The 13,313-nt window shown below is 53.2% G+C and carries 18 protein-coding genes; 9 read left to right on the top strand and 9 right to left on the bottom strand.

The annotated features are described in order from the left end of the window. Positions 1-6: 6 nt before the first annotated feature. Both pyrF and pyrR read right to left on the bottom strand, forming a co-directional pair. Positions 7-924, bottom strand: a complete 918-nt coding sequence (gene pyrF, locus DXB00_RS09920) for an orotidine-5'-phosphate decarboxylase (RefSeq protein ID WP_119214837.1) — start codon at positions 922-924, stop codon at positions 7-9. 32 nt (positions 925-956) lie between these two features. Then, a complete protein-coding gene (pyrR, locus tag DXB00_RS09915) occupies positions 957-1,487 on the bottom strand; it encodes a bifunctional pyr operon transcriptional regulator/uracil phosphoribosyltransferase PyrR (RefSeq protein ID WP_118361225.1) in 531 nt (176 codons plus the stop codon). Between the two features lie 299 nt (positions 1,488-1,786). Between pyrR and DXB00_RS09910 the strand changes: the two genes are divergently transcribed. The 6 genes from DXB00_RS09910 (at position 1,787) to DXB00_RS09890 (ending at position 4,849) form a co-directional block, all read left to right on the top strand. After that, positions 1,787-1,969, top strand: coding sequence for a hypothetical protein (locus tag DXB00_RS09910; RefSeq protein WP_110435910.1), 183 nt, complete (start codon positions 1,787-1,789; stop codon positions 1,967-1,969). A 793-nt stretch (positions 1,970-2,762) separates the two neighbouring features. Beyond that, positions 2,763-3,146 carry a cysteine hydrolase family protein gene (locus tag DXB00_RS09905; protein ID WP_330427927.1) on the top strand — a complete coding sequence of 128 codons (384 nt, stop codon included), beginning with the start codon at positions 2,763-2,765 and terminating at the stop codon, positions 3,144-3,146. Further along, complete coding sequence (locus DXB00_RS17965) at positions 3,062-3,313, top strand: isochorismatase family protein (RefSeq protein ID WP_330427926.1); 252 nt, start codon at positions 3,062-3,064, stop codon at positions 3,311-3,313. Before DXB00_RS09905 ends, DXB00_RS17965 begins: the two co-directional genes overlap by 85 nt. Next, positions 3,310-3,570 carry a TIGR04076 family protein gene (locus tag DXB00_RS09900; protein ID WP_118730023.1) on the top strand — a complete coding sequence of 87 codons (261 nt, stop codon included), beginning with the start codon at positions 3,310-3,312 and terminating at the stop codon, positions 3,568-3,570. The genes DXB00_RS17965 and DXB00_RS09900 overlap by 4 nt, the downstream gene beginning before the upstream one ends. A gap of 25 nt (positions 3,571-3,595) precedes the next feature. Continuing rightward, on the top strand, positions 3,596-4,417 hold the full coding sequence (locus DXB00_RS09895) for a 4Fe-4S binding protein (protein WP_118730024.1): 822 nt from the start codon (positions 3,596-3,598) through the stop codon (positions 4,415-4,417). A gap of 81 nt (positions 4,418-4,498) precedes the next feature. Continuing rightward, positions 4,499-4,849, top strand: a complete 351-nt coding sequence (locus DXB00_RS09890; protein WP_117489259.1) for a cupin domain-containing protein — start codon at positions 4,499-4,501, stop codon at positions 4,847-4,849. 44 nt (positions 4,850-4,893) lie between these two features. Here DXB00_RS09890 and DXB00_RS09885 read toward each other — a convergent pair whose 3' ends face one another. After that, positions 4,894-5,565: a prepilin-type N-terminal cleavage/methylation domain-containing protein gene (locus tag DXB00_RS09885; protein ID WP_118480661.1), complete on the bottom strand. Its 672-nt coding sequence runs from the start codon at positions 5,563-5,565 to the stop codon at positions 4,894-4,896. Between the two features lie 416 nt (positions 5,566-5,981). On the opposite strand from DXB00_RS09885, the gene DXB00_RS09880 reads away from it, so the two are divergent. Further along, entirely contained in the window at positions 5,982-6,170 is a 189-nt protein-coding gene (locus tag DXB00_RS09880) for a hypothetical protein (protein ID WP_118361219.1), read from the top strand. A 63-nt stretch (positions 6,171-6,233) separates the two neighbouring features. Here the strand turns inward: DXB00_RS09880 and spoVAE are convergent, their stop codons facing one another. From spoVAE to DXB00_RS09855, 5 genes are all read right to left on the bottom strand, one after another. Further along, the gene (spoVAE, locus tag DXB00_RS09875) at positions 6,234-6,590 is read right to left on the bottom strand and encodes a stage V sporulation protein AE (protein WP_110435916.1); all 357 of its coding nucleotides are present in this window, start codon (positions 6,588-6,590) and stop codon (positions 6,234-6,236) included. Then, positions 6,587-7,024, bottom strand: a complete 438-nt coding sequence (locus tag DXB00_RS09870; protein WP_243022721.1) for a hypothetical protein — start codon at positions 7,022-7,024, stop codon at positions 6,587-6,589. Before DXB00_RS09870 ends, spoVAE begins: the two co-directional genes overlap by 4 nt. Then, on the bottom strand, positions 7,008-8,666 hold the full coding sequence (locus DXB00_RS09865; RefSeq protein WP_118730026.1) for a recombinase family protein: 1,659 nt from the start codon (positions 8,664-8,666) through the stop codon (positions 7,008-7,010). Before DXB00_RS09865 ends, DXB00_RS09870 begins: the two co-directional genes overlap by 17 nt. Positions 8,667-8,778: 112 nt before the next feature. After that, the gene (locus DXB00_RS09860) at positions 8,779-8,994 is read right to left on the bottom strand and encodes a DUF6870 family protein (protein ID WP_118480667.1); all 216 of its coding nucleotides are present in this window, start codon (positions 8,992-8,994) and stop codon (positions 8,779-8,781) included. Positions 8,995-9,152: 158 nt separating this feature from the next. After that, positions 9,153-9,677 carry a hypothetical protein gene (locus DXB00_RS09855; RefSeq protein WP_118730027.1) on the bottom strand — a complete coding sequence of 175 codons (525 nt, stop codon included), beginning with the start codon at positions 9,675-9,677 and terminating at the stop codon, positions 9,153-9,155. A 311-nt stretch (positions 9,678-9,988) separates the two neighbouring features. Here DXB00_RS09855 and DXB00_RS09845 point away from each other — a divergent pair, with 311 nt between their 5' ends. Both DXB00_RS09845 and DXB00_RS09830 read left to right on the top strand, forming a co-directional pair. Further along, the gene (locus DXB00_RS09845) at positions 9,989-10,201 is read left to right on the top strand and encodes a hypothetical protein (protein ID WP_118730029.1); all 213 of its coding nucleotides are present in this window, start codon (positions 9,989-9,991) and stop codon (positions 10,199-10,201) included. A 1,294-nt stretch (positions 10,202-11,495) separates the two neighbouring features. Beyond that, the gene (locus tag DXB00_RS09830; RefSeq protein WP_118730031.1) at positions 11,496-12,581 is read left to right on the top strand and encodes a HipA protein; all 1,086 of its coding nucleotides are present in this window, start codon (positions 11,496-11,498) and stop codon (positions 12,579-12,581) included. Positions 12,582-12,713: 132 nt separating this feature from the next. On the opposite strand, the gene DXB00_RS09825 is transcribed toward DXB00_RS09830, so the two are convergent. Beyond that, entirely contained in the window at positions 12,714-13,283 is a 570-nt protein-coding gene (locus tag DXB00_RS09825; protein ID WP_118730032.1) for a recombinase family protein, read from the bottom strand. Positions 13,284-13,313 lie beyond the last annotated feature (30 nt).

The following is a 13,313-nucleotide window of genomic DNA, read 5'->3' as shown; positions in this document are numbered from 1 at the left end:
TTTATATTATTTAATCGCCGCTACGATGTCGTCGCGCATACGGATGGCTTCTGCGCGGGCAGCTTCCTTGTAATCCTCGCCGTTACCCCCGGTCTTCTTCCATGCGCACATGATGCCGCGGGAGGAGTTTACGATAGCACCGAGACCGTCGTCGTTGAATGCATTTGCAATGTCCTTTGCGGTTGCGCCCTGCGCGCCGTAGCCCGGTACGAGGAAGTAGGACTTCGGCAGCAGCTCACGGATGATCTTCTGTTCCTCCGGGTAGGTTGCGCCGACTACGGCACCGATCTGGTTGTAGCCGCACGGCGTATCCAGACCCTCGCCCCACTTTGCTACCATCTCGGCCATGCGGGCGTAGAGCGGCTTGCCCTCCATGTCGCGGTTCTGCAGTTCGCCGGAGGACGGGTTGGAGGTCTTGACCAGCATAAACAGGCTCTTCTCGCGGCTGCGGCACTCCTTGAGGAACGGCTCTACGCCGTCGGTGCCGAGATAGCCGTTTACGGTAACCGAATCGCAGCCGTACGGTGCGATCTCGGTATCGCCGACGCGGGTCTTGCCGAGGTAAGCCTCTGCGTAAGCGGTTGCGGTAGCGCCGATGTCGTTGCGCTTGATATCGCCGATAACGTACATGCCCTTGGCGTGTGCGTAGTCGATGGTCTCCTTGAGTGCCATCGCACCGTAGGAGCCGAGCAGCTCGTAATACGCAGCCTGCGGCTTTACGGCCGGAACAATGTCGCACAGTGCGTCGATCAGGCCGCAGTTGAAGGCTACGACGCTCTCAGCGGCAGCACGCAGCGTTTCGCCGTGCAGCATCATGTTGCGTCCCGAAATATGCTGCGGGATGTACTCCAGTCGAGCGTCCAGGCCGGCTACGGTCGGGTTGCCCTTTTCCTTGATCTTTTCTACTAAGGTTTGGATAGACATTCGGTTCTTCCTTTCTCAGGTGCGATGTTGTTTTACGGATTGCGAGCTTGTATGTTTACACTGTCTTCGCCGTCCACTTCGGTCAGGCGGACAAAAACGCGTTCATCACGCGCGGTAGGCAGGTTTTTGCCGATATAATCCGGCCGCAGCGGCAGTTCGCGGTGACCGCGATCGACCAGCACAGCCAGCTGTATGCGCTCGGCGCGTCCTCGGTGAGAGATGGCTTCGATGGCGGCACGCACGGTGCGTCCGGTGTACAGCACATCGTCCACGATGATGACGGTCGCGCCTGCAATGCGCGGATCGAGATCGGGCAGAGGAGCGTCCATGCGCGGCACGTCATCGCGCCACGGCGTAACGTCCAGCTCGAGCACAGGAGGTGCCGTGCCTTCAACCTCGCCCAGCTTGGCAGCAATGCGCTGTGCCAGATAGATACCGCGTGTTTTCACACCGGCGAGCAGCAGGTGCTCCGCGCCCTTGTTTTTTTCCACGATTTCAAACGCGATGCGGGTCAGTGCACGGCGAATACCATCCTGATCGAGTATGATCTTCGGTTCGGTCAATCTGCCGCCTCCCTTCAAAAATGCAAAAAAATGACTCTCCGCCACAACAATTAGCAGAAAGCCGCACGAAATACTACACCTGTCCCCCTTGTCCTACGGCTGACGGCGTATGCACTGTTTTCTGCCTTGCGCGGCTCACGGGCCGCACCTTAAAGGCGGATTGTTAGATATATTATATAATATGAACATGCGATTGTAAATAGTCGATTGTGCCAAACAAGCATTTTTTGCTGTGCAAAATTTGAGGGACGAGCGGGCATACTGATTCTATAAACTTTATGAAAGGCGGTAGATCTTTTATGCGAATTTCACCTTTTGTTTCCGGCATTGCGACCGGAGCGATGGCAGGCGCGGTGGTTTCGATGGTAGCGGCCGGCGCGATGCTCAATCCGTCGATGCGGCGGAATGCCAAGCACGCGGCGCATAAGGCGGAACATGCGATGCACAGGGCGGCAGACCGGGTGGAGGATTTCATCGGGTGAAGAGATTCGCCATTTCTGGGCGAGAGATTTCGCACGCTGCAGCGTGCGGGGAACGTGCGCCGTCCGGCGCGGGAACAAAAAGGGTAGACACCTACGGTTTCTACCCTCTTTGAACACCCGTTTCCCTTGCGGCGTAGCTGGGTGCAGATGGTAGACTGCGTAAGCGTAGAAAAGGGGAACGGCAGAGGATTTTTACTACAGTGTCTTTCGCAACCTGTTCGGAGTGTTAGATACATTACTGCTACACAGACCGGAAAGTCTTCGCAGGCGCAACATGACCGTGTTGCGCAATTCGTGAGCACGTTATTATAGACAGCACCTGCGAAAATAAATGGCACCGAACACCTAAATTAGCAGGTGCCGTGCGTTATAACGTACCAAAGAGTTGTGCGGCACTGCTATCCCCCAGGGGACCTTCTCTTGCCCTTCGGGCAATTCACCTTGTGCCGCGCTCTGCGTAGATGAACCCGCATGCGTAGCAGTAATTTATCTGTGAACTGCGAAAAGGCGGGGAAAGACACGCAACGGCAACCCGACTGCCGTTTTCCATTTTCGCAGCGGTCACCGTTCTACGGTCTGCGCCAGACTATCCAAGGGAAAAGGGGAGATTCATAAGAGGGTGGAAAACCGCAGGTTGTCTACCCTCTTGTGCGCCCGCGCGGCGTCAGCGCAGTTCACCTCGCTTCGCAAGCGGCAATCCATCGGTTAGTACTCGCTAAAAAACGAAAATGCATGGAAAACCCCATCAAACAATGCTATACTATAACCACTACACAAAGGAGAACCATAATTTATGAAAATTCTTATCGTAGTGGATATGCAGAAGGATTTTATCAGCGGCCCTCTCGGTACGGCTGAAGCGCGCGCCATCGTGCCCTATGTTGCAGAGAAGGCAAAAAATGCACCGCGTGAGAATCTGTTCGTCACGCTGGATACCCACCAGCCGAACTACATGGAGACAAACGAAGGGCGTCATCTGCCGGTGCCGCACTGCATCGAAGGAACGGAAGGTCATGCGCTGGACGATGCCATTGCTGCCGCTGTGATGGCATTCCGGCGTCCCGCATTATCCGCAAGCCGACCTTCGGCGCGGTGGCACTTGTGGACGCGCTACGCGCTCTGCACGAGCCGCCGGAGGAGATCGAATTTGTCGGCGTATGCACTGGCATTTGCGTGATTTCCAACGCCATGCTGTGCAAGGCAGCATTCCCGGAGGCAAACATCGTAATCGACGCGGCACTGTGCGCGTGCGTCACGCCGGAGTCGCACGATACCGCGCTGAACGCGATGCGTCTGTGCCAGATGGAAATTCTGCATCAGGGTGAGGAGCCGTGGCGCAAATGAGCAGACCCAAGATCAAAATTACGCTGATCGATCGAAAAGGCAAGCACGGCTGTCACCGCGGGCACAAAATCGGCGACAGCTTCGACTTCGACACCGAGCGCGGGCAGCTTTGCCCGATGGCGATGCACGTTGCGTTCCCATACATCGACATTCTGCGTTACGGCGGCCATCTTCCCGGGCAGGAGGACGGCGTGGCGGTGTTTTGCTGCCCCGATGTGGACACGATCAACGTATTCCGTATTGAAATTGTAGAATAAGCGTAAAGCGGAGGACGAAAAGGATATGGATATCAAAAAAGTTACGGGTGTGTATTTCAGTCCGGCAGGAAGCACAAAGACCGTTGTTGAAACAACGGCGGATGAACTGGCGCGTCTGTTTAAGGCAGAGTGCCGGTACATATCACTCAACACGCCGTCTGACCGTGCGCAGGAGTATCAGTTTGCCCCGGATGAGCTGGTCGTATTCGGCTGTCCGGTGTATGCCGGTCGGCTGCCGAACAAGATTTCGCCGGACTTTGCTCGCTGCCTGCACGGTGAGGGTACACCGGCGGTGGCGCTCGTCACCTACGGCGGCAGAGCGTATGACAACGCGCTTGCCGAAATGTGCGATCTGCTGATCAAAAACAACTTCAAACCGGCGGCAGGCGGCGCTTTTCTGTGCCGGCATGTATTCTCGGACAAGCTGGCGGCAGGCCGTCCGGACGCGGCTGACCTCAGTGAGCTGCGTATGCTGGCTCAGGGTGCGGCGCTCAAGCTGAGAAGCGAGGGAGAGATCAAGCCGCCGAAGGTGCCGGGTGACGCGCAGGCAGCCTACTACACGCCGCTTAAGACCGACAAAACGCCCGCAAAGTTCCTGAAGGCCAAGCCGAGCACGATGATGATGTTGTGTGAGCACTGCGGTCTGTGCGCGGAAATCTGCCCGATGGGTGCGATTGACCCGAACGACCCGTCTAATATTCCGGGCACCTGTATTAAATGCTGTGCCTGCACGACTTACTGCCCGAGCGGTGCAAAGAAATTTGATGATCCGGATTTTCTGTCGCACACCGCTATGCTCGAGCAATTCCAGACTGAAGCGCGCAAGGAAAATTCGATTTTTCTGTAAATGTTGTGCGGACAACAGAAATCGGCGGCTTGGCGTGGTATACTGTCCGCATAAAGCAAACGACAGGAAAGAGGAGAAGCTATGGACAAGTTCATCCGCAATATCGACCATGAGAGCGTTGTAAGGCTCGCTGAGCTGGTTTCCGTTCAGTCGGGACAGGTGGTCAGCAAGACACTGGCGCAGAACAAGGCGGTCAGCATTACGCTGTTCGCGTTTGACAAGGGCGAGGAGATCGGCACGCACGACTCCACCGGCGACGCAATGGTGACCGTGCTCGAGGGCACCGGACGCTTTACGGTCGGCGGTGTGCCGCATATTGTCAAGGCAGGTGAAACGCTGGTCATGCCCGCCAAGGTGCCGCACGCCGTTTACGGCGAAGAGGCGTTCAAGTGGGTGCTGACCGTTGTGTTCCCGGATGGGTTTGAGGCATAATATCATATGGTAAAAGAAATCCCCGCCGAGTGGCGGGGATTTTGTTATGATGGGAAAACAAGTTCGCTGATGTTCAGCATACCGCGGATGCCGGTGCAAGACCACCAATAATAGTTCTTGTCGTTGTAATTGCCGTTGGAGTCGGGCACGGCATCAACGGCGGCATTATAATAAACCGAACTATAATAAGAACGGAACATGTTATCACTTATTTTACCGCCTTCAGCAGTTTCGCCAATTTTATAGGCACTATATTGGTTGGTATCACTAAAGTAAAGACCGAGATAGCCACGGTCGGAGTGATAAATAATCGCGTGGATTTGTGCCTTACTATTGATAAGAACGAGAAATTGTCCAGAACCGCCTTTCTGCAGACAAGGTACTTCGGAAAGTTTTGCAATTTTATCGTAGTTGGCTTTCAAATCATAACTATTAGGATTACCATTAGAATTGTTACCAATTACTGTACCTGTACTGTTTGCAAGTGTGGTGTAGGAATTAAGTTTCCAATTTGAAGAACCATATAGTTCGGACATCTCCGTCTGCACGGCCTCATGTAGCATGCGCGTCTCCGCGATGACCTGATCTTTTTTCGCCTTATCAATATATCCTGTCAGTGCCGGAATGAGCAGCGCCGCGAGGATCGCCAGAATGACCAGCACAACGATCAGCTCCACGAGCGTGAAGCCGCGTTTTTTGTTTTTGGAGTACAGCATTTAAAAAAGTTCCTCCTTCCCAATTGCGGGATAAAGTTCGTCTTTCTTAGTATACTCGAAAATATGCAATAAAGCAAGGAGATAGATACAGATAAAGTGCACAAAAATAAAGGGTTCTTGCCAAAAACATAAAAAAGAAATTGGTTAAATTGGAGAAAGTGTTTTGTAAAGCCGCAGAAACATTGAGATTTACAGCGGGATGTGATAAAATAATATCAACCTGATAAAAAAGAATCACCTGCAGAGACAGGCGATGAGCAGGTTTGCACCGCGTATACAGACGCAGGTGCGCGAGCGGCAGATACCGACGGATTGCAGCCGGTCGGTTAGTGCCGCAGCTTTCGGCAGACGGAAGCAGGAGAGAGAAATGAAGAGAGAGTATTGGGTTACGGAAATGAAGAAATGGGGCATTGAAAATGCAAATCTATGACTGGGTCAGCATAGGCGTATTGTTCGTTCTCGGTATCTTGTTCTATTTCCGACCGGCATGGCTGTTGGGTGAAGACCGGCAGCAGGCCGATGGCGCGGTAAGCAAGGTACGCACTGTCAGCGCGGCTGCGGTGGTATGCGCCATGATAATGACCGTGATCTGCGTAATCGGATAAAGAAAGAATTGGCTGCAAAGACACTCCCGCTTGGAAGGTGGATTCCGAGCGGGAGTGTTATTTTTACGACTTTGATTGCGGTCTGGACAGCAGCGCGAACAGACAGCCGAACACGATCGCGGCGGCAATGCCGCCTGCCGCACCGGTCACGCCGCCGGTGAACACGCCGAGCAGGCCGCTTTCCGCAACTGCTTTGGCAACGCCTTTTGCCAGCGAGTATCCGAAGCCGAGCAGCGGCACAGTCGCGCCTGCACCTGCGTAGTCCACAACTGCCTGATACCAGCCGAGCCCCTGCAGGATAACACCGAGCACCACCAGCGAAACGAGAATACGCGCCGGTGTCAGCTTGGTTTTGTCAATCAGCACCTGACACAGCGCACAGATCAGTCCGCCGACCCAGAAAGCGTTCAGGTAGTTCATGCTTCGCTCCTTTCCAGTACAACGGCGTGGCAGATACCTGCAATCGGCTGTCCCTGCTGCACCGAGGTCGGACTCATCATCGCACCCGTGCCCGCAAACACCAGCCGGTGGATTTTGCCGCGATGCATATCGCGCAGCAGCGGTCCGCAGAGAACTGCCGCTGAGCAGCCGCAGCCCGAGCCGCCTGCATGCGCGTCCTGCTCGTCACCAAAAATCAGGCTGCCGCAGTCCGAGTAGACAGGGGACAGGTCGATGCTGTCGCCGCGCAGCAGCGTCAGCAGCAGGTCCGCACCGATGTGACCGAGGTCGCCGGTAACGATGCAGTCAAAGTCCCGCGGCTCGGCACCCAAATCCTCCAGCAGTGCGGAAAGGGTGTCGGCAGCAGCGGGGGAAGATGTTATTTTAGGACTATGTGCCTTATGCGGTCTGACCATGCTTGCGGATATACTCCTGCGCGACTGCATAGGCGTCCGAAAACTTAAACTTTATCGTGATTTTTCCGCCCTCATGCACATAAATCATGTCAATCAGTTCGACTACGACTTCACGCGTCAGACTGGGCAGATTGCGATATTTTACGAATTGTGATACAAACGAATTGGTTTCGTCCACGCCGCTCTGCACCTCGTCAATGCGCGCTTGCAGGGACGCAAGACGTGTGTCCAGTTTGGCCTGCTGCTGCTCAAACTGCTCTTTCAGCCGATGGTATTCCTCACGCGAAATATCTCCGGCTTTCCAGTCCGGATACAGGGACAGCTTCATCTGCTCGATGCGTTCGCGCTCGGTTTCAAACTGTGCCCGCTCGTCAAGCAGAGGCTTAACGGAACGGTTTCGCGTGCCGCTGCGGTTGATCTCGGCAATCAGCTCATCCATCTCGACCGCCAGAGCAATCTGGTGACGGAGCGTTTCCAATACAGCCTGCTCCAGCCGGTCGCTGCGGATGGTATGCTTCGTGCAGGCGCCGCTGTGCTGCTTTTTGAACGTCGAGCAGATATAGTAGCAATAGTCGCGATGCGGTTGGGAAATCAGCTTTCGATTCATTGCCTTGCCGCAGTCTGCGCAGCGAAGAAAACCGGAGAACAGGTAGACTTTGGGCTGTGCTGGTGAGGTGCGCGTATCACGGGCGAACAGGGATTGCGCTTTGGCGAACAGCTCGCTTGAGATGATAGCCTCGTGTGTCTGCTCGACAGTGATCCAGTCCTCCTCGGGCACGGCCTCGCTGACATGCAGCTTGTAGCTTTTCATGCGGTTTTTGCCCTGCACCATAGTGCCGGTATAGAGAGGATTGCGCAGGATACGGCGAACCGAACTGTCCGGCCACAGATCGTCCAGCTTGTCCGAGGCCGGATGGCGGTAGTTCATGCCCTGCTGCCGTTTGTAGGCAGATGGATTCGGAATGCCCTTAGCATTCAGCTTTTTGGCAATACCGAGTACGTTTGTTCCGGCAAGAAACCAGTTGAAAATATCGCGGACAACGGCGGCAGCCGGCTCGTCAATCAGCAGCCGGCTGTGGTCGTTCGGGTCTTTGCGGTAGCCGTAGGACGCAAATGAGCCGATAAATTTGCCCTGCCGGCGCTTGAGATCGAGCGAAGCGCGGACTTTATTGGAGATATCGTGCGCGTACTCGTCATTGAGGATGTTGCGGAACGGCACGATCAGGCTGTCCGCCGAGCGCGGGTCGGCAACGCTGTCGATGCGCTCGCTCAGCGCGATGAACCGCACGTTCAGCAGCGGAAACGTGTGCTCAAGGTACTCGCCGACCTTGACGTAGTTGCGTCCCAGTCGGGACAGATCCTTGACGATCACGCAGTTGACGATGCCGGCGCGCAGGTCGTGCATCATGCGTCGGAAATCCGGCCGGTCGAAGTCGGTGCCGGTATAGCCGTCATCAACGTACAGCCGGGACGCGGTCATGTCGGTTTGCGTATCTGCAAACTCGGTCAGCAGCTCGCGCTGACTGATAATGCTGTTGCTCTCCTCGCTGTCGCCGTCCTCGCGGGAAAGACGGATATAGAGCGCGGGTTTCCACAGGACTGTGGATAACTTTTGGGGTTCGTATTTACTTTTTCGTGCCATTGAGTGCCTCCTAAAAAACGGACGGCACGCCGCAGGCTGTGTTTTGCACGTATAGTGTATCACAGCACACGGCGTGCCGCAAGGCTTCGCTTCGGTTATCCGGCTTTTACCATCACTGGAGCCGCTTGCACAGGTTGGTCAGGCAGGATTGCAGACTGGGTGCGCCGTCATCAAACAGCACCTCAACCGCAGTGTCGCCTACGCGGAAGCGGTGTGGGTCGCTGACAGACGAGGCGAACAGGCGCAGGCGCTCGTTCACCGGCAGGGTCGGGTCGATGCGTGCCTCGCGGATGTCGGGCAGGGGACAGGTGGGTGTGGGCTTGAACATAAGGGTTGACCTCCTTTGGTTTGTGTAGATGGTGGGTGCATTGTATATTCTTTCCATTGTTATACTATATATACGACAGTTCGGGATAACCGGATTTCGCCGTATCAGACACCTGCGGAACCGCGCCTGTATTGCGGCTCGATGCCGCAGGTGCTATGCTAAAAATAGGCGAATTCCTCCACCTGCTTGCGGACAGAGCAGTGAATGGCCTCCCAAAACTTTTCGTAGAGCGCATGCTCGTTGCTGGAAGGTAACTCCATGCGCTCTTTGATCATCTCGACCATGCATAAGAAAGACCACCGAAGCAGAGCGAGATTGGCCTGGATACGGCGTTCGCGCGTGAGTAGATCAGCGAACGCATCCGAGCCCTCGACCCGCAGATGGGACAGGATGTCCGGCTTGTCGGCAATCTGATGCAGCAGCGCAATTGCATGTTCGTAGTTGTCCGCGAACCAGTTAGCGAACTCCTCGAGGGCTGCTCCAATCAGAGCCGGGCAGACGTCCTCGGTCAGATTGAGCGGCTTACCGAGGTACACGAAAATGCTTCGCGTGAGTTCGGAAACGCCGTCCAACACGAACTCGGCTGTCAAGGCAATTCCGGCGGTGCAGTCGCGATGATCGGTCTTGCCGGTTTTACCCTTCTTGGTAGAGACCGCGCTGGCACTCGCCGGGATGTCCAGCATCGGAAAGTTGGTCAACTTCGGACGCAGGGGAGAGACGAGGAACAGGTTGACGCTGCCAATAGTGCGGCGGCGTGCGGCCTTCTTGTCGTCGTGCGGTGGAGTGGCCCAGTGGTTATAGTGTTTGAGAAGTTCTGTAATAGCGCATTTGATTTTGAAAATGCTAATTTGTCAAAGAAAAAACTTCGGCATAAGATTGAACAGCAGATGACTGAATTTGCGAAATTCGTTGAAAACAGCAATACTCCTGGGTACAAAGATAGGAATTTTCGTATTCTTACAGATTTTCTGACTGAGCCCGGAAAAGAGAAGACTTGAGCTCGGATGAGCTTCAGTTTCTCTATACCAGACTTGTTTTTGGGACTGAAGAAGATATTACAAAAATTAACATGCGTAGCTATGATGATGAAGCTGACATGAAGTCTTACAAACTGCTGTTTAAAATTCGTGATGAAAATGATTACTTGTTTCAGGCGATCAGTAATATGGTGCATCTGCTGAGCCGTTCAGAGACGAGCGATAAATAGCATGACTATGAGGATAATGGAAAAAACCTAATAAAGAAAATTACGGAGGATATCAATAATTGCTATCGGCGATTTGATAACGAACTACTGTATAAAGGTGTGCCTGTAAAGAAGATAACAGTTTGCAGTAAGACAAGGTATAACGCAGTTTTTTCGATACCATATATTTACCCTGTACTGCCATTGCTGTTCGTATTAAATGCCATATATAAAGTTAAGGGAGACGGGAATAAGCACGATAAAGCGGAACTGCTGAAGTACAATACCTCCTGCTCTTTAATAGATAATGTGTATGAAACTTTTGTCATAAGTGAAGCGTCAGAGCACTTGCTGGAGAGAGTAGAGGATGTACTGGTAAAACATCTGGTTCTGTATAAAGAACTGTATTTCCCACTCGAAAAGATTGTTACTCTTTCATTCAGCACCGTATTACCCGCTGTATGGGAAGGAACGGGTGCTGCCTGAACATTACAAAAAGCTGGTTCATAAGTTTACAAATAATTGCCGAAAAGATGAAGACGAAGATAGAGAAGAAATGTTCGATGATATCCAATGGGAAACTGTTAAGGAAATGCGTCCATGCCTAAAAAACGATATACTGCGTTCTTTTACGCCTCGGAGTGCTATAGATTATCTGCCTGCTGATCTTGATCGAAAACCCAACGATGAATCAGATTTACTGCAGCAGAGGAATGAGAAAGAAGGGGGACATATGTTGAACTGCACCCCCATTTGTTAGACAGTATGATATACTATCTAACAGATGGAGTGATTTATTATGCCAAGAGGAAAAATGAACAAACGGGACACGCCAGAATTTAAGGCAACACCGCACAATTAAAGCAGCGGCGCTTTGCGGAAATTTTGTATTCTGATTTTGTTGCGATTTCTTGCAATACGGCAAGTATTGCAAGAAACCGCGCCTCATCAGTACGCAAAATTTATTCGCAAATCGCTCTTGTTCAATTATGCGGTATTGCCTTAAGAAACTGGTCGTGCAAAACATGATGAAAGAAAAGTTGAGTTATTGCGAAACAGCGAGACGATTTGAAGTAAAGGGCCGGAGGCATTTGCCATAGAGCGCAGAGGACGCAGAAGTTCAGCGGCTACGCACGGAGAATGAATCCATGACACCAAGATCGCCATCCTCGTTCTTGATGAGGAAAACAGGTTTTTTGCGGAATGGCACAATTTATCAATTACATTGTAGTTCTGGCGGATGCTATGCTACTTTTGCCATTCTGTGTTCAATATGCTATAATTACCTCACCAAAGTGCGAAAGGAGGGCGCCTTATGCGATACATCTTAATGAATAAAGACGAGCCGTGGGCATTGTTCTCCTGTATACAGGACGAATTTGGAGAGGAAAGCGCGGTTCTGCAGGAGTGGTACACCGAATTGCGCCCGCTCGGTCTGCAATCGCTGACGGCGTGGCTTGAGAAGCGTAAAGCACCCAAGCACCGCAAGCATATCGAGCAGCTTCTGGAGCAGTACGGCTGCATCGGTCTGGAAGGCTTTCTTCGTGTGACGCATGCGCTGTCGCTCAACGATACGTTTTGGGTGAAAGAAGAGTCGGAAACGCTCGGCTGGGACAAGGTTTCCCTATATCGAAACGAGTTTGATGCCCTCATCGCGCAGGCGGCTTTCAGCGGCGTGATCAGCGTAGAGTCCCTGTCCTCCACCTCGCCGGAGTTCGGTACGGACGGCTATTACGCAAAATGCTGGGTGCGCGAACCGGACGGAATTTATCTCTACAAGGGCGGCAGCGACACCTATGAAATCGAGCCGCTGTCCGAATTCCTTGCGTGCCAGATTGCGGCACAGATTTGTCCACAGGCTGTGGATTACGACCTGGATTTCTACCATCATCGACTGATATCCAAGTGCCGTCTGTTTACCGATGAGCAGGCCGGGCTCATCAAAATCAGCGACTTTCCCGACCGGCCGACAACGGTTTCCGAGCTGCTGCGGCTGTATGCCGGGTTTGGCGCGGAGGACGCACTCCGCCGTATGTTCGTACTTGACGCGCTCATTCTCAACACAGACCGCCATCTCGGCAATTTCGGCTTCCTGTTCGACAATCAGACGATGGAAATTCAAAAGCCTGCGCCGGTCTTTGACCATAACCGCAGTCTACTGTTCGATCTGGACGAAGATCAGCTGGCCAATCCGGACTGGTACATCGGCAAGTGCCGTCCGCGTATCGGCGTGGATTTTATCAAGACGGCACGCGGCATGCTGACCGGTGAAATCCGGCAGGAGCTGAAAAATCTGGACGGCTTTCGATTCAGGCCGCATTCGACTATCGAACTGCCGGAGGAACGGCTGAACCGGCTGTCTGAAATTGTGGAGCAACAGAGAAGAGCGATTCTGGCATGAGAAGACTTGGTCGCATACTTTCGCTTAAAACATCGAAACGGATAAAACAAAAAATCGCCGGACTTCCCATAAACGAGAGGTTCGGCGGTTAATATTTAAGGTATAGCGGTAACTAAAGTATACAATGGAATCTTAGTTGTTTGCGGTTTGTTTCGATTTCGCACACCGCCGGTAAAACGTATTCGTCTTCAATCCGGTTTGCCGCATGGCTTCTGCGGCGGTGATTTCCCCGGCACGCCAGCGAGCAACCACTCGCTCAAAGTTGTCCGGCAGGGGCATTGGCTTGCGGCCGGTGTACTTGCCCTGTTCTTTCGCGATAGCAATTCCCTCACGCTGACGCTGCAAGATATACTCACGTTCGAGTTCTGCGACCGCGGCGAACACAGTCAGCATGAATTTGCCGGTAGGTGTGGTGGTGTCGATAGCCTCTTTGCGGCTGACAAACTCTACATGCTTTTCGGTCAGCCGTTCCACGAGATCGAGCAGGTCTCGTGTGTTACGGGCAAAACGACTGATCGACTCGACAATCACGGTATCGCCGCGGCGGACGTACTCCATCATATGGGTGAGTTCTGGCCGATCGGCATTCTTGCCGCTGGCCTTGTCGATGAAAACCTCGTCAACACCAAGCTCACGCAGCAGGACTTCCTGCCGAGCGGTATTTTGCTCCTCGGTGCTGACGCGGATATAGCCGATTTTCATGGTGTATCTCTCCTTTAAGTATGGTATAAT

This window comes from Butyricicoccus sp. OF10-2, assembly GCF_003481925.1.
Lineage (GTDB): Bacteria > Bacillota > Clostridia > Oscillospirales > Butyricicoccaceae > Agathobaculum > Agathobaculum butyriciproducens.
This window is presented reverse-complemented; position numbering and strand designations above follow the sequence as displayed.